This window comes from Nostoc sp. NMS9, assembly GCF_017114995.1.
Classification (GTDB): Bacteria; Cyanobacteriota; Cyanobacteriia; order Cyanobacteriales; family Nostocaceae; genus Nostoc.
This window is the reverse complement of record NZ_JABXKL010000101.1, coordinates 9,694-31,694: the sequence shown is the minus strand read 5'-3', so window position 1 is coordinate 31,694 and position 22,001 is coordinate 9,694. Positions and strand designations below refer to the sequence as shown.

At 41.7% G+C, this 22,001-nt stretch carries 1 protein-coding gene; it reads right to left on the bottom strand.

Annotation, left to right across the window (positions count from 1 at the left end; genetic code table 11):
- Window positions 1–107 precede the first annotated feature (107 nt).
- Window positions 108–21,833 (bottom strand): FG-GAP-like repeat-containing protein, encoded by a 21,726-nt coding sequence (locus HWQ40_RS33225; protein WP_292786364.1) that lies wholly within the window; start codon window positions 21,831–21,833, stop codon window positions 108–110.
- Between the last annotated feature and the right edge of the window lie 168 nt (window positions 21,834–22,001).

The following is a 22,001-nucleotide window of genomic DNA, read 5'->3' as shown; positions in this document are numbered from 1 at the left end:
CTCTTCAAAGCTTGCGATCGCACCCAAGCTTGGAAATTTATGCGAAGACAATAACTCTATTACATCGTCCCTCTCTTTTCATCCTCTTATTTTGGCTAAGGTATTGATTAGGCAATCACAGTAATATTTGCATTAGTAAGCATTACCTGATTCGAGAACTGGGCTATTTGAACTTGTGCTGTACCACCAAGTCCATCTTTATCAAAGAACAAGTTACCCGTAGTTTGATTGTAGATGAAGCGATCGCTTGCTGTTGTAGCACTAGCACCAAGTCGAAATAAGCTAGCCTCAAGAGAAGTGTTTTGAGATTGGCTAAGTCCGAATTCTGCCTTGGAAATGAAAAGCGTATCATCTCCAACAGTAAAATCAGCAATAATATCATAGCCTCCAGTGCGCGTATCAGTCAGGTACAAGCTATCTCGACCAGTTCCACCAGTTAATACATCTCGACCAGTTCCACCACTCAGGAGATCGTCACCTGCACCGCCGAACAAGCTGTCATTGCCTGAATCACCAATCAGGCTATCGTTGCCATCTTCTCCATTCAAGATGTTAGCGCCAGTATTTCCAGTCAGAATATTGTTGAGGCTGTTGCCAGTACCATTAATTGCCCCGCTTCCACTCAGTGTCAAGTTTTCCAGGTTAGCTCCTAACATCCAAATTACCGAAGACTTGACTAAATCTGTGCCTGCATCTAAGCCTTCAGTAATACTATCGTTCAGGTTGTCTACGGTGTAAGTATCATTGCCAACTCCACCATTAAGACTGTCAGTCCCTGCACCTCCATCCAAAGTGTCATCGCCTGCACCGCCGAACAAGCTGTCATTGCCTGAACCACCGAACAAGCTGTCATTGCCATCTTCTCCACTCAAGATGTTAGCGCCAGTATTTCCGGTGAGGAAATTATTGAAGCTATTGCCTGTACCATTGATTACCCCACTTCCAGTCAGTGTCAAGTTTTCCAGGTTAGCTCCCAACACCCAAGTTACCGAAGAATTAACTAAATCTGTGCCTGCATCTAAGCCTTCAGTAATACTATCGTTCAGGTTGTCTACGGTGTAAATGTCATTGCCGACTCCACCATTAAGACTGTCACTCCCTACACCTCCATCCAAAGTGTCATCGCCTGCACCGCCGAACAAGCTGTCATTACCTGAGCTACCAAAGAGGCTATCGTTGCCATCTTCTCCTCTCAACGTGTTAGCACCAGTATTTCCCGTCAGGATGTTATTAAGGCTGTTACCAGTACCATTGATTGCTCCGGTTCCAGTCAGAGTCAAGTTCTCCAGATTATCTGCCAACACCCAACTCAGCGAAGAATTAACTAAATCTGTGCCTGCATTTAAGCCTTCAGTAATCGTATCGCTGAGGTTGTCTACGGTGTAAATGTCATTGCCAACTCCACCACTGAGACTATCCGCTCCTAAACCTCCATCCAAGGTGTCATCGCCTGCACTACCGAACAAGGTGTCATTGCCTGAACCACCAATCAGGCTATCGTTGCCATCTTCTCCACTCAAGATGTTAGCGCTAGTATTTCCGGTGAGGATATTATTGAGGCTGTTGCCAGTACCATTGATTACCCCACTTTCACTCAGTGTCAAGTTTTCTAGGTTAGCTCCCAATAGCCAACTGACAGAAGAGTACACCAAATCTGTACCTGCATTGACTTCCTCAATGATAGTGTCGCCGATGCTGTCCACGGTATAACTGTCATTGCCTATACCACCTTTAAGAAGATCATTGCCTGTGCCACCATCCAAAGAATCATTTCCAATGCCACCATCAAGGGTATCGTTTCCACTCATACCATAGAGCTTATCGTTCCCCTTGCCTCCAGAAAGAGTGTCATCAGTATAAGCACCAGTAAGGGTATCGTTGTTGTCAGTGCCAACAAGATTCAACCCACTAGGTTTGAAAAAGTTGAGGATGTCGGTTCCTTTGAGATTATCTACAGTTTCCAGGAAGCCAGAACCAGCTGTGTTGTCACTACTAGAGAAAAACTCTAAAATCGACAGGTCATTAGTGACATTGGCGATGCCATCAGCGTTGATATCTATAAATAGTGTGGTACTGACTTTAGCAAGTCCAGTATAACCAGCAGCTAATCCTGCCAGAGAGAGAATAACGCCTGCAAGATTAAGAGTACCAGTGCCATCTTGATCTTGAATTTGGCTGCCAGCAGCTGTTGCCGCAACTAACTCATAAGTATCATTATTTATACCACCGCTCAGACTATCAGACCCCCCGCCACCAATCAAGGTATCATTCCCGGCTCCACCGATGAGGGTGTTGGCAGCAGCATTGCCTGCGATCGCATTGTTGAGTTCGTTGCCGATACCACTAACTGCACTGCCACTTAGGGTCAGGTTCTCCAAGTTCGAGTTTGCACCCAGGTTGTAGTTAACAGAGGAGACTACAGTATCAATGCCTCCGGTTGCCGTTTCTGTAATTGTGTCTGTGGTGCTATCGACAATATAAGTATCGTTGCCATTGCCGCCAAGCAGGGTATCGATACCTGACCCGCCGTTGAGGATATTAGCGGCACTATTGCCTGCGATCGAGTTATTAAGAGCGTTACCTGTTCCGTTAATGTTGGCTGTATCAGTGAGAATAAGGTTTTCTACGTTGTTGCCGAGTTCGTAGCTGACAGAAGATTGTACGGTGTCTGTCCCTTCTCCCGTATTCTCCGTGATAATGTCGGTTGTTGTATCCACAACATAAGTATCATCCCCTGTACCACCCTGTAAGGTATCAATTCCTGCACTTCCGTTAAGAATATCGTTACCCGCACCACCCTCAAGAATATTATTGCCAAAGTTGCCTGTGACTAAGTTGTTGCTGGCATTACCAGTAGCTTGCAAGTTGCTGAAGCCAATTATGGTTAGGTTTTCCACCTCGGTAAGGGCAACTAAGGAGAAGCTTACAGAAGCTACCACTGTATCTATGCCCTCACCTGCTAACTCGGTAATCATCTCGGTGGTGTTATCTACTTGATAAATATCATCACCCAAACCGCCGATTAAGGTGTTATAGCCACCGCTACCAATCAGAGTATCGTTACCCGCAGCACCATTGAGAACATTATCACCCAAGTTACCTGTAATGATGTTATTGGCGTTGTTACCAGTACCCTTAATACTGCCATTACCACTAAGGATCAGGTTTTCAATATTGGGCAAGCTAGCCAAAGTGTAGGTAAAATTAGCAACAACTGTATCAGTGCCACCATTATCTGTAATACTTTCCCCAGTGTTATGGACAATAAAAGTATCATTACCAGTTCCACCAAGGAGTTGATCTGCACCACCGCCACCATCTAAGGTGACATCACCAGTGAAAGCAGAGGCATCAAGGCGATTATTACTGGTTCCTCCAGTCAGTCTAACCCGTTCGATATTACTGAGGGAGTCTGTGCCATTGCCACTAAGTTGAGTAATGGTCAGGGTAAAGTTGATATTCCCTGATTCAACCACTGTATCAATACCTGCTCCACCATCAAAGCTGTCATTGCCCAGTCCTCCTGTGAGGATGTCGTCACCCGTTCCACCCTTGAGGGTATCATTTCCGATCGCGCCATTGAGGATAACATCGCCCAAGCTAAAGGCAGAGGCATCAAGAAGGTTATCTCCAATGCCTCCAGTTAAGTCTGCCTGTTCGATATTACTGAGGGTGTCTGTACCATTGCCTGTAAGTTGAGTATTAGTTAAGGCAAAGTTTACATCACCTGATTCAACGACAGTATCTACACCTGCTTTGCCATCAAGGGTATCATTGCCTGCTCCACCTGTTAAGTTATTATTACCCGCATTACCGATTATTTGGTTGGGGTTACTATTACCAGTGACACTGAGATGATCTATTCCAGTCAGAGTTAAGTTTTCTACATTAGATAAGGCAGAGAGACTAAAGTTTAAAGAGGAGAAAATGGTATCTGTGCCTTGCCCAGCATTTTCTATAATTGTGTCGGCGGAGCTATCTACAACATAAACATCGTCTCCTATTCCACCGCTAAGGGTATCATTGCCACTGCCACCATCAAGTGTATCATTGCCTGCACCACCACTGAGGATATCATTGCCTGCACCACCACTAAGCAGGACAGAGCCGACAGTGAAGCCAGAAGCGTTGAGGATATTGTCTGTATCTCCTCCAGTGAGATTCACCCGTTCAATGCCATCTAAGGTATCTGTACCATTGCCACTGAGTTGGGTATTAGTCAGGGTAAAGTTGCGATCGCCTAACTCTACCAGGAGATCGTCTCCTAAACCGCCTATTAAGTTGTCATTGCCTGCTCCTCCACTGAGGATATCATTGCCCTCGCCCCCGTTGAGGGTGTCATTGCCAAGCCCACCCATCAGCAGATCCTCCCCTGCTTGGCCACTGAGTATAGCGTTACCACTAAAGGCGGAAGCATCTAGAATATTGTTACCTGTTCCGGCAGTCAAGTCAGCTTGCTCAATGTTATTGAGAGCATCTACGCCTAAGCCTTGGAGTTGGGTATCGCTGAGGATGAAATTAACATCGGCTGATTCTCTGACGGTATCGATACCTGCTCCGCCGTCTAAGCGATCGCCACCTAATCCCCCAATCAGCGTATCATTACCGTCTCCTCCATCAAGGGTATCATTACCGTTGCCTCCATCTAAGATATTGTCGCCTGAATTGCCTAGAATGATGTTATCTGCGCTATTTCCAGTACCATTAATAGCAGCAGAACCAATTAGTAACAGGTTATTGTCTGTTGCTGCCAAAGTAGTGCTGACATTAGCCTTAACTGGATTTTTAATCGTAATTAGGATAGTTGCGTTGGGAATCTGAACGTTACTAGTGATGGTGGAGAGGTTGAGGGTAAAATTTTCGTCCGCCTCTGTCACAGCATCAGCCAAAATCGGAATATTAATCGTTTTACTCGTCTCTCCCGCAGCGAAGGTGAGAGTACCAGATGTAGAGGTATAGTCTTGGGAAGCGATCGCACTCCCGTTATTAGTGGTATAGGCAACAGTAATATCTTCGTTGCTAGGCTGGTCTAAGGTAACGGTGACAGTGGCTTCACTCACAGTATCCCGTTCCAAGACGGTAACATTAGCAATACTGAGGCTAGGTTGGAGTAACTGGAGATGGAGGGTAATATTCCCTGTATTATTCTCGACCCCATCTACCATAATTCGATAAGAAGTTCCAGCAACGGCATCAAAAGTTACTACACTAGCTTCCCCGTCACCAGAGTCATCGTCTTGACCTACTAGAGTTAGGTCAGATACGCTGGTTCCAGTGAAGACTCCTAGTAGGGTATCAAAATTACTGCTATCAGTCGAGATTTGCACCTTGCCAGAGACGGGGGCAGTCCACTCCCACCAAACAGAATTACCAGTTGTATCGTTTAACAGGACGGGTTCGCCAACTTCTTTGGTAGCTTGACGATTGGCGCCAGTGGTAGTGACAAAGGAACCGCTTAAAGTAAATGCATCAGTAAAGTTATCGTTGAGAGGTAAATCGTCATTGATAACCGTGTTAGTAACTGGGGTCGTTGTCTCTAAAATATAGTTACTGCTGGGGTTGAGAGTTAGAGTAATGGTTTCATTTAATTCTGCCGTAGTATCGGCTTTGGGGCTGAGGCTAAGAACGGCTGTATTAGAGCCAGCGGCAAAAGTGATGCTACCTTCTGTAGCGCTGTAGGTAGTTGCTCCTGATTGGGTGTAATCGGTATTAAATTGAGCCGTTCCCGATACAGTAAAGTTAACAGTTAATGGGTTACTTAGGGAGCCAGTACGAGTGAAGGTGTAAGTCAATTGCTCGCTGCCATCTTCCATAATGCTAAGTAGAGAAGCATTGAAAGAGATTTGAGGTTGACTGGTGTAAAGAAGAGTAATTGGCTTGGCTAAGATATTGTTTTTGATATCTACATCGTAATTGCCACTGGCTGGAACAAGGTTAAACAGCAGATACCCTTGACTCAAGCTAGTAGTAGGTAAAGTAAATTGATTGCTGACGGATGTGGTAGCACCAGCATTTAGGAGTGAGTTGGTAACAGGAGAATTAGCTACTAAAGAAATATCATTGGCATCTAGCGCGGTATCTGCGGAGAAATAGCCCATTATCTGCCAACCAGCTTGAGCTGCGACTGTGCCAGTGTTACTGACTGTTCCTGTAACTGAGATAGCCGTGCCAGGGGTTGGATTACCAGAATAGGAAACGGTTGACAATACCAAGTCTGGTAGAGTAGTGGGGGTAATACTTATAGGACGACTAAGTGTATTGTTGAAAGCGTTATTTTCTCTAGGTTCTTGTTCGGGATTGCTAGTTATGAGAAGGTAATAATTGCCACTATTTACCTGCTGAGGAATGGTAATAGACTGAGTACCGCTTTGGGTTTGACCAGCAGAGGGAAGAAGTTGCCAGTTAACTCCTAAGAATTGATCGTCCTGGCTTAGTTGCTTGTCAGCAGAGAGGTAGATGTATGTACCATATTGATTCTGTGGATTTCCTCCAGAACCGATATTTTGGAGCGTCCAACCAACATCAATGGTTTGGATTTGTTGAGCGGTGTTGGGGCTAGATATTTGCAGTAGTTGTAGATCGGGTAAAACGATCGCCCCATCACTGAATTCACTATAGATGAAGAAAGTTGCTTGGTCTTGGTTAGGTACTAGTTGAGCATTAATGGGATTTTGCAGAGCAATGGTAAAGGTTTCAGTGTCTTCAGGGATAGTGTCTCCCTGAACGATAAAATTAATTGTTTTGAAAATTTCACCAGGATCAAAGGTAATCTGACCCACTTGAGGCAGAAAGTCTTCATCAGGTGTTGCTGTATCTGAAGCGGACTTGTAAACACTGTAATCTACGGTAATCGCTTGAGTGCTAGCTTGGGACAACCGGACTGTAACACCTGACGATTTTGGCCCGCTGTCTCCTTCATAGACAGATTGGCTGGATAGATTAAATGTTACTGTTACGTTAGGAGTAGGCAGTACAGGTGGCAGAGGTGCAGCGATGCTAAAAGACTGCTCGCTGGAGAAAGGCGAAGTAACAAGACTGCCATCAATAGCTTGCACACTCCAGTAGTATTGCCCAGGTGCAAGTCCTTTTAATGTCCAAGTGCGATCGCCATTAGCTTGTCCAACACCTTGACCGACGTTACCCGTTGGCAGTTGAATGGTTTGGCCATTAACCGTGCCTACATTCGAGAAAATATCCCCTTGACCAGATGCCGTTCCGATCCGCAGATTGTAGCTAAGTCCTGAAGTTGCGGTATGGTCATCAGTCGCCCCATTCCATTGAAAGATAACACTTGTATCATTAACTGTGCTTTGGAAATTAGTAGGTGCAATGGGGGCAGTATTGCGATTGAAAGCATCATTTTGCAGGATTTGGCTAATTCCTGTGCCGTTAGAGAAGAAGAGGTCTAAGTCTTGGTCGTTATCGTAATCTTTTTGGGTAATGGTGGTGTAAGCACCGGAAATTTGATTGACATATTCCTTAAAGCCATTGGCACTACCCAAATAAATCTTTGTTCCACTGTCACCTGTAATCGCTAAATCTAGCCAGCCATCATGGTCATAATCTGCTGTTACTGCACTCGTGCCTCTGATTAGACTTGCAGATATTGATTGTTCGCTAAAAATACCAAGGTTATTTTGAAGCAGACGTGTTCCTGTTCCAGTTTGAGAACGACCTAGAAGAATAATGTCTTGATCGCCATCTCTGTCATAATCTGCCCAAAGTCCTTGATTCGTCCAGTCGAGATAAATGGATGAGCTAAAAGTTTGATTTTGATTGGTATAGAGGTTGGCTTGGTTATTTTGGATAACAAGGAGATCGAAATCGCCATCATTGTCGTAATCTGCCCAAGAACCTTGGGAAGCATTGCCAAAGTTTTTAACAGCAGTAAAGTTTCCGCTTTGATTGCGATAGAGGATGAGGTCAGTACTAAGAGGACTTAAGAGATCGAAATCGCCATCATTGTCGAAATCTACCCAAGAACCCTGAACTAGATTTGGAGAAATTATGTTAAAAGTTGAACTGCGATCGTAGACAAAAATATCTCGATTACTATTAGTGTCATTAGAGACTAAGTTATTTGCTAAGGAGTCAAAAGCAATATAGCGACCATCAGCACTAATACTAGGACTTGAACTACTAGAATTAGCTTGAGTTCCATTGCCGGCTATGCTAACACGAGTAGTCTGTTGTGTATTCCGGTCATAGACAAATGTATCGTTTTCAAAATTAGTGTCATTAGCAACTAGATTGCTAGCAGCAGAGATATAAGTTATGTAACGCCCATCACTACTGATACTAGGGCTAAAACTACTTGCATTACCTTCAGTGCCATTGCTGGCTATGCTGATCCGAGTTGTTTGTTTTGTATCACGGTCATAAACAAAAATATCAGATGTATTATTGTTGTCATTGGCAACTAGATTGTTTGCCGCAGACGAATAGGCAATATAGCGACCATCAGCACTAATGCTAGCCCCAAAATTATTCCCATTAGCTTCAGTGCCATCACTAGCAACACTAATTCTAGTTATATTTAGAGTTGTGCGATCGTAGAGAAAGATATCTGTTTTGGCATTTGTATCATTAGAAACTAAATTGTCAGCATTAGACTGAAAAACAATGTAGCGTCCATCAGCACTGATGCTAGCCAAAGAACTACTAGCATTAGCCTGAGTCCCATCATTAGCTATACTGACACGGGTTGTCTGTCCGATATTACGGTCATAGACAAATATATCATCTGCACTATTAGTATCATTTAGAATTAAGTTACTAGCAGCAGATGTGTAAGTAATATAATTGCCATCACCACTAATACTAGGATTAAAACTGCGACCATTAGCTCTGCTGCCATCAGTAGCTGTATTTATTCGGGTCGTCTGCGCTGTAATCCGGTTATAGACAGATATATCATCTGAAGCTATAACTAGCCTATCAGAGTTTAGATAGGAATTATAAGTTACAAAAGCAATAGACACCCCCTCAGCACTAATACTAGGACTAGAACTATCATTAAAGAATTGAGTTCCATTACTAGCTAAACTAACGCGGGTTGTTTGTTTTGTAGTCCGGTCATAAACAAAGATATCTTGTTTACTGTTGGTATCATCTAAAACTAGATTATTGGCGTTGGAAGTAAAAGCAATATAGTTTCCATTGGCACTAATTTTAGGCGTAGAAGAAATACTACTATTATTAGATTGAGTTCCATCGCTAGCTACACTAACTCGGTTGATAACATCATCATTATCTTGGTTAACAATATTTATCTGAGAAATAGGCAAACCATTATAAGTTAGGTCAGTACTTTTTACGGTAGTTTGGAGAGCGTAGTTGATATCTCCATCATCTAAAGTATCGTCAATCCCTTTTACTATTAAGTTTTGGATTACATTCCAGTTATCTGGGGTAAAGGTAAGGCTAGGAACCGATGGTTGTCCTTCAGTAGAGTTGGAACTAGTAAACTCTAGTACTACATTTTGAGTAGGGCGACTGTTAAGGCGGATGCTAAAACTTGCTGAGTCTCCTGCCTCTTTGGTAAGTAAGAGAGTCGGAGGAGAAATTGTTACGCCTGCTGATAGAGAAGAAAAAGGACTTGTGGTAAAAGAACTCTCTTCAGAGAAAGCAGAACCAGCTAAACTGTTGTCAATTGACTGTACGCTCCAGTAGTGAGTGACTCCCTTGGCAAAATTACTAATATTAAGTGCCTTTGTAGAGACATAGCCTGCATTTCCTATCTGGGCAACTGTCCGCTTGCCTTCACTATCTGCAAGAGCAGACAGCACATCTGTACCACCTGAGGTAGTTCCTATGCGGAGGTTGTAGGTATAAGGTTCTGCCCCTTCATCTAAGTTAAACCAACGGAATAAAAGAACTGTATCAACTTGACGTACTTGAGCGAACACAGGAGCAGTAGGAAGTAGATTCGGTGTTCCACTGTTTTGAATAGGATCAAAGGTGTTATTACGATACAGTTGGACAAATGGCTGTCCTGTAGTGCCTAATGTCCCCGTTAGTAACAAATCTAAGTCGCCATCGCTGTCGTAGTCTCCCCAAGCGGTAGAACCATTTTGTAGTCCAGGTAGGAAAGCGGGTTGTTCGCTAAAGGTTTGACTGATGGTAGGACTAACCACAGGGTTGAGGAAGACTTTAGTAAATGAACCATTGTCTCCTAATCCACTCAGGGCAACATCCAAGTCTCCATCATTGTCATAATCTCCCCAAGACGTAGCTCCATTAACGCTATTAGATAAGCCAATTCCGCCTACAGATAGGTTATAAGAACCTGTGATACCAGAACTAAAACTTGTTACCCAGACTTGGGCATTTTTTAAGTCTGGAGTGTAGTTGAAGCGCAAGAGAGAATTTAATCCTTCGCCACTATCATCATCGTAAGTAATTAGTCGGTAGCCAGATGTAGCAGTAGAATCCGGTTGAACAATTTGTAGGTACGTATCAAAGCCTGCAATTAAATTCAGTTCAACTACCTGCGCTTTGTTAGCATCATTAACAAGATCAGTAATAGCGTAGGATTTGTAGTAACTGCCTGAACGCAAAGGATTGTTTAAATTTGAATTATTAATTAATTGTCCTGTTAAGGTTCGCCCAATAAATTCGCTAAAGTAAATATTACCTTGATTCGCTACATCTGTGCGATTTTGATAAACCTTAGTTCGGTCTTGGTCTGTGATAATTAGGTCTAGTTTTCCATCTAAGTCATAATCACCTAAGGCTGCCGTTTCTGCACCATAAATATTCAGAGATTGCTGAGGTAAGGATGTAAACGAGTTTCCTGTATTTTTTAAGATTTGGACAGTATCATTAATTTCTTTAACTGATAGTTGGAATTGCCCTTTAGTATCAGGTGCATAGCTAGTTGCTCGAATTTTGTAACCAGCATATTTAGAGTCGTATTCAAAAGAGAATAAAGAATTTAACCCTTCTCCACTGTCATCATCAGATGCAAAAACCTTGCCTTGGTCATCAATGATTTCTAAATAAGTATCAAACTCAGTAGAGGATAAACTGATTTGATATAAATGTTTATCTATAAACCCTTTTGTAGTAGCAGACGGGTCAAAGTCTATTTGTGCAAAAGTGAACTCTTGATAATATTTATTGTTTGGACTACTGGTAGTTAGGGATTGCATACCAGTAGGAGTCCATGAATTTGAACCTAAAGATTTTCCAGTTAGAACGATGTCAACATAACCATTGTTGTCCAAATCTCCTAAGGTAATCTTCCCATTACTAACATTAGTAGAAATTGATTGTTGATTATTGTTAGCAAAATATAGTTTAATTTGGTTGTCGTTAGTGAAAACAATATCTAATTTGCCATCATTATCAAAATCTACCCAGTTAGCTTGGACTAAACTATTAAACTTCTGATTTGATAAACCACTAATAGGAAGAGGAAGTTCGGTAAATTGTTGACCGTTCTGATTTAGCAATACTTTAACCTGATATTTTGTTTCAGCTTGACCAGTAGTAGGATTAAGAACTGTATCGCTTCCAGTCGCTAAAATATCTAAATAATTATCGTTGTTGTAGTCTCCCCAAACAGCAGTATTAAACCGTTCAAACTGAGTTAATTCCAAAGAAACTGTATATGTTTCTGCTGGATTAATAAAGTTGCCAGTATTGTGATAAATACGCGTAGTTCCATTACCGTATTCATCGTGCCCAACCACTAGAAAATCAAGATTTCCATCTTGGTCATAATCGCCAAAACTAGCAGAGCTATTCCAACCTTTTGTAGTGGAAATATTCAAGTTTTGTGCGTCTAGAGATAAAACAGGAGTAAAACCACTATTGGTATTGAGAATATCTGCTGCACCAATAGTTTGAGGAGATAACAATTGTTCTTCTGGAATTATTTGAAAGTCAGAATTATTAATTGACCACAGAAGTTCAATCTGAGCATTACCTGTTTTTTCTACATATTCTAAGCGCAGATTATATTCTTGGTTGGCGCTTAAGTTTAAGGTTTGGCTGAAGTCTGTAATTTGAGTGTTGTTAATAAAAAGTCGAACTTTTTGAGTCCCAGCAGGATCGTCTGAGTCTATATTCCATTTAAATTTATAGCTTCCTGTGGCATTTGTTTTGAGGAAGCCTTGCCAAATAACACCAAAGTTATCGCTGCGTTTGTTCAGTGCTGTGGGAGCTTGATTTCCCCAGTTGAAATTAATTGTCGGATCGATGCGAGTGATAACAGGTTGATTAAAATTCGTAGCATCTGTTAATGCGTAATAGGTTGCTTCTAAGCCAGAAACGCGAATTGTGCTAATGCTACCTGTACCGCCTGCATTTCCATCAAAGAAGTTTTTGATGGTGAGGTCATCTTGTACATTAGGTGCACCATCTTTATTAAGGTCAAGAATTAAATCATTTCCTGACTGATAAAAACCAATTTTGCCAGCATTAAGACCAGTTTTTGAGAGGGGAGCATCAGAAGCGATGATGAGAGTATCTTCGCCACCTTGATCTTCGATTTGTGTACCAGCAAGGGATTGTCGCAACCATCCTTGTTTAGGATCTGTTTTAGCTTTTTCATACAGCAAGGGGTCTGGTTCTAGCCCGATCGCTCGGTATTTCTCCCATTGCACCTGGCGATCGCTCCAGCGATCGGGATCTGACCAAACTCGGAACATCTCCCATGTAATAGATTTATCCTGACTGTTAAGCTTGACAGTAACACTACCCCGTGTTTTGTAGTTACCACCCAAAGCAGCAAAGGCTTGTTCCAGGGTAAGCAGATTAGCGCGAACAATATAAGTATCTACTCCTGCACCGCCTTTGAGATTATCCGCGCCACCACCGCTAATTAAAGTATCAGCGCCGTCTCCACCCTCTAGCATGTCAACACCCGTACCGCCGTCTAAAGTATCATTGCCGATACCACCACTGAGAGTGTCATTACCTGCTAACCCTAAGATGAGGTTATTTTGGTTATCTCCTGTTAGACTATCTCCATAATTTGAGCCACTGACATTTTCAACAGTCGATAAAGTACCTGCTTTAATAAAAATGTCTTCAGTTCCATAGCCATCATTAGTAGCTTTTGCTGCTACTAGACCGACTGTCACACCTGCGGGAGAATCTGCATAGGAAGCAATATCCACTCCTCCCCCGCCATTAAGGGTATCGTTACCCTGTCCACCTACAAGAGTATCACTATTCAAACCACCGACTAAGAAATCATTTCCACTACCGCCATCTAAGTAATTACGCCCTTGTAAGCCTTGTAGGTTGTCATCTCCTTCCCAACCCAATAGAACATCTGTAACAGGTTTGCCAATGCTATCAAGATTGAGATTACTACCTCTGATGAAGTCATTGCCTGCGCCACCATCCAGATAGGTTACTAATACTCCATCTTTAGTATCAGTGAGGCTTTGGCTGCCATAGAGGTTATCATTTGCATCCCCACCAGCTAAAACTCCCAATTTATTCAGTGGGTCTGATTGCAGCTCATTTTGCTCTACTCGATAACCATCTATCACATAGGCATTGGAAGCAACAAGATTATTAGCATTCTTGTCACCATTATTCGTTATGACAAACTTGACGCTTTCGCTCTCATCCCGTTTTGGGTCTGCAAAGATGACATTTCCTTGTTTGAAGTTATTACTTAAAGCGATCGCATCCTTCTTGACTCCTTTAAGTATTACCTGAAGGTTTGGAGTTTGAAGATAAGCTTGTCTATCAGGATTTACTTTAACAAGAGTATCATTTCCACTTGCAGTTATAGAGTAATCATCCTGATTATTGTAGAGTTGTAGCAGGTCGAGGTTAGGGTTAAAGCCCTCAATTGTGATAATTGTGTTGTAAAAATTCCGGGTTTTATTACCAATGGCAAAGATATTTTGTCCTGCTGTTCCTTGCAGAGTCGTTAGAGAAGCCGCCTCACCATACCCTGGAACTAATTCCAATCCCCCAGTAGGATGGTCATAGGCAATTCCTTTGAGTTGATAGACACCTGGTTGGGTCAGATTGCTACTTTCAAATTGATAGTTAAAGTTTGCCCAACGTTTATCTTGTTCGTTAGTAGTAAAGATGGGATTGACAAATTTAATCTGTCCATTACTAGAAACATTGCGATAAACAGTTGTGGTAGGATTGCCTCCTTCCATCTGTGGTGAAGACAACTGCGCTTGGTCTTCTGGACGGACAAAAATATCCTCACCAGTAATTAATAAATCTTTCTTACCGTCCCCATCAAAATCTTCAACTTTAACGGAACTATTGGCAACACCACTCAGATTAATATTGGCATCAAAATAAATCCCAGCAGTAGCATCTTTTAATTGATAAACCTTAGTAACTGGAATAGGAACATTTTTGCCATCAGCAGTACGGCGAGTTTGTCCTGTAAAACCTGTTAGGAGAATATCTAATTTTCCATCTCCATCAAAATCTTGCCAGCTAATATCCCCTTGATAAATTCCAGTCAGGGAAGTAAGATTACTACGTTCTTCAGGATCTAAAATTCCGTTATTATTAGTATCTTGCGCTAAAAGAACTGGGACTTCTTCTGGAGTTACTTGCTTAACAGTTATGCCATTAACAATTGGAAAAGTAACATTAAGCTTATAAATCTTAGTAACGGTACTTCCATCTGATGTTCTACCACTCAGAAGAATGTCATTTTTCTTGCCATTTTGATCGTAATCTCCCCAAACAGCTTTACCGTCTCCAACACCAGTGAGATTGGTTAGTGAATCCGCTATAGAATAATTAGGTTGTCTCTCAAAAACTGTGGTATAAGGAACACCATTTAGGTCATAACCTGTCTGAACAAAGTCGAGATCATTGTCTCCATCAAAATCGCTCCAATCATTGGAACTTAACCCCAGTTTTGAGATATCTTTAGTATAAATTTGATAATTGCTCCCAGATGAGCGAGTCCAAACGATATTGTTGCCAGATATTTGAGAAAAGTTATACTGAAAATCAGGGTTAGTAACCTGGAAGATATTCCTACCGTTGTAAAATAATTTTTGATTGCTATAACCGTCATTCCAAACTATGTTGTTCCCTGAAATCTGTGGAGGGAAATCATCGTAATTATTATTAGTCAGTTTAATGGGAGTACCACCAATACTGGCATTGTAGAAGTAAATTTCAGCATCAGTCCCATCGTAGCTCTGCCAAACTACGTTATTTCCGGAAATTTGTGAATAATAATCACTGTAATTATTATTAGTCAGGTTGATGGGAGTACCACCAATACTGGTATTGTAGAAGTAAATCTCATCACGAGCAAAAGGGTTATCGTAGCCGTGCCAAATTACGTTATTCCCGGAAATCTGTGGCAAGAAGTCATCATAATTATTATTAGTCAGTTTGATGGGATTACCACCAATACTGGCATTGTAGAAGTAAATCTCATAATCATTCCCATCATAACCCTGCCAAACTACATTATTCCCGGAAATCTGTGGAGGGAAATCATCGTAATTATTATTAGTCAGTTTGATAGGAGTACCACCAATACTGGCATTGTAGAAGTAAATCTCATTATCATTTCCATCATAACCCTGCCAAACTACGTTATTCCCGGAAATCTGTGGAGATAAATCATCGTTATTATTATTAGTCAGTTTGATGGGAGTACCACCAATACTGGCATTGTAGAAATAAATCTCATTATCATTTCCATCGTAGCCCTGCCAAACTACGTTATTCTCAGAAATCTGTGGAGATAAATCATCGTAATTATTATTAGTCAGTTTGATGGGAGTACCACTAATACTGGCATTGTAGAAATAAATCTCTTTGTTTACTTCCCAGGTTAAATTATTTCCTGAAATTTTGACTGTTGATAGATTTCCATTAATAGTAACTATAAGATTTCCAGGAGTAATATTGTGGGGGTCTAGTGAAGGTAAGTAAGGTAAGGTATTCTGTCCAAAGGCCGCAGTGGTTAAATCGAGTCCTGTATAAATTCTCTGCTCGATCATCAAATCGAGGACATTATCACTGTCAAATTTGCCCCAATTTACTTCTTTATTGACGATTTGAGACAGGGAGATAGTAATCGGTGCATCAAAATTACCAGTGGTATTTTGTCGATAAATCTTAACAATGCCAAAACCTCCAGCGACATCACTACCTGTTTGGAAGATATCTAAATCTCCATCTCCTTCAATATCTCCCCAAGTAATTGTTCCATCATAAAGTTGAGCAAGGGGTGAGGTAAGCCCTTGAACTATATCAAAATTACCTTTGACATTACTTAAATTGAAAACTTCAACAAACTGATTACTTGATTTGTCGTAGCGATAGAGTTTGCTAACTGGAACGAGATCAAAAACTTGATCTGATTGCCCTTGACTTCTGACTTTGGAGGTGTAACCAGTCACTAAAACATCTAAATCACCGTCTTTATCAAAATCACCCCAATCAGCATTGCCATACTTGACTCCTGTAAGTCCGACATCTCGCAAATCTTTCCATGCACCAGTTGGATCTTGCAGCCAGAAGTCTATCTTTTCAACGTCGTTGGCTCCATTAGGATCTCGTACCTGAGCATCAACAAGGCTGATAGTTTCGTCTTTAGCGTAAATCGGTTTCTTACTGCTAAATTCTAAGCGGTCTGGCGGTACATTCTGCTCGTCAATTCTATTGCTAATCTGCTCCGCTGTTACGCCAATAAATTTCGCCAAAACTTGGTCAGTGTCGAGGTCAATTAGTTTAGTAACAGATTTTAATTGACCCTGTACTGTTTCCTGTGTTTCTTCAAATTTGATAAAACTGGCACTTAGTCCACCCGTTAAGAAAATAACATCTTTCGTATCTTTCGTAATATTAAAGTCAAAGACTGTATCTGTACCAGAACCAGGGCTAAAAACAAAGACAACGCCATCATCTGATGTTTTGTTTGCTCCGTTATAGCCATAGAGCGTATCATTACCCTGTCCACCATAAAGGCGATCAAACCCCGATCCGGCTTTAAGAACATCATCTCCTAAACCACCATACAGGGTATCATTACCTGCACCCGCTTCTAAGGTATCATTTCCTCTCTTGCCATAAGGGGCAGGACTATTGGGATTGGTGTCTACTAATGGATTATCAGAATCATCCCCGTAGAGAATATCATTGCCTGCGCCACCAATCAGCGAATCATTTCCATCACTGCCCCAAAGCTCATCATTGCCATCTTCCCCATCTAGGGTATCGTTACCATCGTTATTGGCAATTTCTGTTTTGAGTTCTAGCAGATACCCCTTGAGGACATCATCTCCCGCTCCCCCAGAGAGGCTATCACCTCCCAGTCCCCCTATGAGGGTATCATTGCCATCTTCTCCTTTGAGGGTATCTTTGCCATCATCACCGGAGAGTGTATCTTCACCACTGCCTCCGTAGAGTTCGTCATCACCAGCGTTACCTGTTAAGGAATCATTCCCTGCCTTTCCATAAAGGTAGTCTTTACTTGCGTCTTCTGCACCACCCGTCAGGGTATCGTTACCCTCTCCGCCATCAAGGGAGTCAGTTCCGGCTCCTGCATCTAGGATATCGTTGCCCGTTTCCCCAGAGAGTGTGTCATCGCCTTCTTGTCCTTTGAGGATGTCATCTAACTCACCTCCCCAGAGAATGTCATTTCCTTTACCCCCTTCTAGGGTATCTTTGCCTCCCAAGAGAGGATCGTTTTCTTGTCCATCTCCTCGGAGTGTATCATTATCGTCCCCACCGTAGAGACGATCGTCACCTCCACCTCCGATTAAGGTATCTTTACCAATACCTCCGTCGAGAATGTCATTTTCATAAAGTCCATAAAGACGGTCATCACCCTGATTGCCTTCTAGGGTATCATTTCCAGTACCGCCTAGCAGTAGATCGTTGAGTTCTCCACCAATCAGTCTATCTCTACCAGATTCACCCATAAGGGTATTCGTGCCAGAACCCCCTTCTAGGATGTCATCGCCATCTTCTCCTCTGAGGATATCGTTGCCATCTTGCCCTCTGAGGGTGTCGTTTCCTTCTCCACCAGACAAGACGTCATCACCTGTCCCGCCCTCTAGGGCATCATCACCGCTATTGCCTTGTAATAAATCGTTACCTGCATCTCCATAAAGGTAGTCTTTGCGATCGCCACCTACAAGAGTATCATTACCATCTTGTCCTCTGAGGATGTTGCTTCCTTCTCCACCAAACAAGATGTCATTACCTGTGCCACCTTCTAAGACATCATCACCGCTATTGCCTTCTAAGAAATCGTTACCTGTGTCTCCATAAATGTAGTCTGTATCCTCACCTCCCCTAAGAGTATCGTTGCCATCGCCACCCTTAAGGGTGTCTATTCCTTCATTGCCAAGAAGGACATCATCTCCTAAGCCTCCCTCTAGGCTGTCAGTGCCACTATTCCCTTGTAGGTTATCGTTTCCTGTGTCTCCATACAAATAATCTTGATCTTCACCACCGATTAAGATATCGTTGCCATCGCCACCCCTGAGAGTGTCTATTCCTGCACTGCCAAGGAGGACATCATCTCCTAAACCTCCCTCTAGGCTATCATTGCCACTATTCCCTTGTAGGTTATCGTTTCCTGCGTCTCCATACAAATAGTCTTGAGCGTTACCGCCAATTAGGATGTCGTTGCCATCACCAGCCCTGAGAGTGTTTATTCCTTCATTGCCAAGAAGAGTATCATCTCCTAAACCTCCCTCAAGAGTATCATTGCCGACTCCGCCCTCTAAGTAGTCTTTTCCTTCATCACCTGCGAGAAAATCATTTCCTGCTTGACCTTTGAGCCAGTCATCTCCCTGACCGCCCTTAAGGATATCCTCCCCTTCGCCACCATCAAGGGTATCTTGCCCATAACCTCCATCAAGGGTGTCATTTTGATTTTCTCCCTGTAAAAGATCATCCCCTGCACTACCTAACAGGCTGTCAGCACCATCTCCCCCAATTAATGTATCTTGATCTAAGCCCCCATCTAGAGTATCGTTGTCTGCACCGCCTTCGAGTAAGTCGCTGCCAATACTACCTAAAAGGCTATCATTTCCTGCTTGTCCATATAGGCGATCGCTACCTTCACCACCTTTAAGAATGTCATTTCCTGTACCCCCGTCAAGTTGGTCATCCCCACCATCACCCGTGAGGGTATCATTACCCCCATTACCTGAGAGGATATCATTGTCTTCGTCTCCTATTAAGGAGTCATTTTGATTTCCTCCTGTTAAGGTATCTCGACCTACTCCGCCTGTAAATTCAACGGTAATATTTAAGCCAGAAGCATTTAGGTTATCATTTCCTTTATTGGCATTACCTAAAATGCGGTTAACTCCAGAAAATTCTTCCTTTTCTTGACCTTTGGTGGGGCCAGTAACAATAACTTTCCCTCCTCCTAGTGTTAGGTTATATACCTCGCCTACATCGCCTTTATTATTAGTTCTGGCAGCTGCATAAGTGCCAATATTTAAGCGCAATTGCCCGTTATTAAGAACCGCAAGACTGGGGGAAACTACTGGGCGAGAGGAAGGCTTAGAACCAAACTGCAAACCTGGAATAGGAATAGGGCCAAATTCATAAATATTCTCTCGTTCAAAGACTTCTCCTGAGAACCACTTAGATGGTTTATACGTTGGATATTCGATGTAAATATTTGCTCCGGCTGAAACATTAACAGAGGTATCAAATAGAGAAGAAAAACCTTGATTAAAATTATTTTTAATTTCTAACCAGCGAATTCTGCCATCATTATTGGGGTCGTTGAGGGCAAGATTAATTAGTCCTTTAATATAAGCTTCACCACCGATACTAGCAATACCTCTAATACCAGCATTAATATCCAAGAATAATTTGGAATTTAACTCTAGCCCCGGTCGTTTGCCTGTAGTTGGATCTTTACTGTAGAGATATAATCCTTCAAAGATATTATCAAAGCTGCCACTATTTCTATACTTTAGTAATCCTGTAGCATCAAACCCATAGGTTGTTTTGGGAATAGTTGCACCAATACTACCTCCAAAGCCAACAGATACAGGTGGAGTAGCCCAAATTGGGAAAGTAAGCATCCCGCCTACATTGACATTTAAACCCGGAACAGTAAATCTGAATAAATCAATATTAGGATTGCCTAATAATAGTTCAAATGCTGATGTCGGATTATTCAGAATAGGCAAAGTAAAGAAAGATTCACCAATTAAACTGGTAGCCTTGGAATTAGCGCTGTTATTGGTCGTATTATTTACAATTTGACCTGTATTAGTTACATTGAATCCTCCAATACTAAAATATCCGGAATTTGTTAATCCATCTACTTTTTTGATCAAAGTATTGAGCTTATTAATACTGTTAATAAAGCTAGTATCAATAGGAGGAAGCCCTGAAACTTGAGAAAAATAAGCTTTAATAACAGGGTTTTGGGCTAAATCTAAAATAGAGTATTTAAGTCCAAATTTATCAATTACAGGTAATGGTTGATTTAAAAAGTCAAGAATCGGATCGAATTTATCTACAACTCCCTTAACATCTTTAATAAAGGGACTAGCTGTTTTGAAAAGGGAACCCAAACCTACTTTAACATCATTAAAAGCTAGGTTAGAATTGTTGGAATTATAGACTAAATTAGTTGTAAAATTTGGTAAATACTGACCACCACTGAGGGTTACTAGAGAATTTAAACTGAGATTTGCTGTGGGAGTAATACCTTCTAGTAAGCCTCTACTGTTGATATCTGCATTTAGACTAAAGTTACTAGATAAGGCTTGTGCTGCCCCATTATTAGCAGCATTTACGTCAAGAAAACCTAGCTTTCCTACCAGGTTACCGTTATTTTTTGTAGTTAAATTGAAGGAAAATTCTTTCCCAGCATTCGGATTTAGGATAAATGTTCCTGAACCAACACTAAAATCAATGGCACTATTGAAAGTTGCGGTTAAACTTGCAGTTCCTGATAAGTTTAATCCAACATTGGCAAGACCTAGATTACTATTAAAACCTAAATTATTTGATTCAGTCTTGCTAAAATTGAAAGTAAATTTGTCATTATTTTGGTTATAGCTAAGACTAGCTCCAGTACCTTGAAGAACTTGAGCATTTAACTCAGTCACTAATTCTTGAGCAGAATAACTCTTGATATTAATGGTTTGGAGTTTTTGTCGAAGACTATCTATTTGCTCAATTAGAGGGTTATTTTCTAAGCGATCGCCAAAAATTGCTCTAATAACAGAATTTTTGAGTAACTGACTATCTAAAGTGTCTTGAATACCTGCGAGAACTCGATCCAAGTTATCTCGGATTTCTCTGACGGTAGATTCACTTAAGCTTCCAGAAGCTTCTATATTTACTATTTGTCCGTTGAGGCTAACAGCAAAATTATCATTTTGCTGCTGAATCTGCTGGATTTGAAGAGGATTTAGGACTATTCCTCGAACCAAATTAGAGAAAATTTCTCCTTCATCACCAGGGGCATCTATGCCATCCTGTTGGTCGAGAAAATGTCCAACTTCTTCAGATATTAAACTAGCGATCGCTTCGGGTTTGTCGATGTGGCTGCGTAGGAATTCTTCAGCTAGATAAATAGTATTATTGGCTGCTACATATCCGCCATTTAGTCCATTAATTGTAGCTGATAAGCAAATTTCAATACGGGGAAGTTGCTGAAAGTCTCCTCTAATCCAAGCCTGCTGTAGCTGATCTGGCTGCACCTGACCTCCAAAAGCCACCTGCATTAGTAGCTCAAACTTAGGGCTTTGGGCAAAGCTCTGCAATTGTTGCTGAGTAGTTAATATAGCTTGTTCTAGAGCATCCAGAGAGTTTACATCAAGAACAAGGGAGTTTTCGGTGAGCAGTTGGAAGGGCGAGATAGAGGATGTCATACTTTACTTTTAAAACTGAGAAATTAAGAATAAAAGCAAGAAAGATTTTGATTAAGCTACAGGGAAATTTTGGAGAAAACTAGACAAAAGAAATCTAACCAATGATGTCACGATGAATATTGCTGGTTCGCAGAATTTATAGTGTTAACGCGAAACTAGGAAACTGAA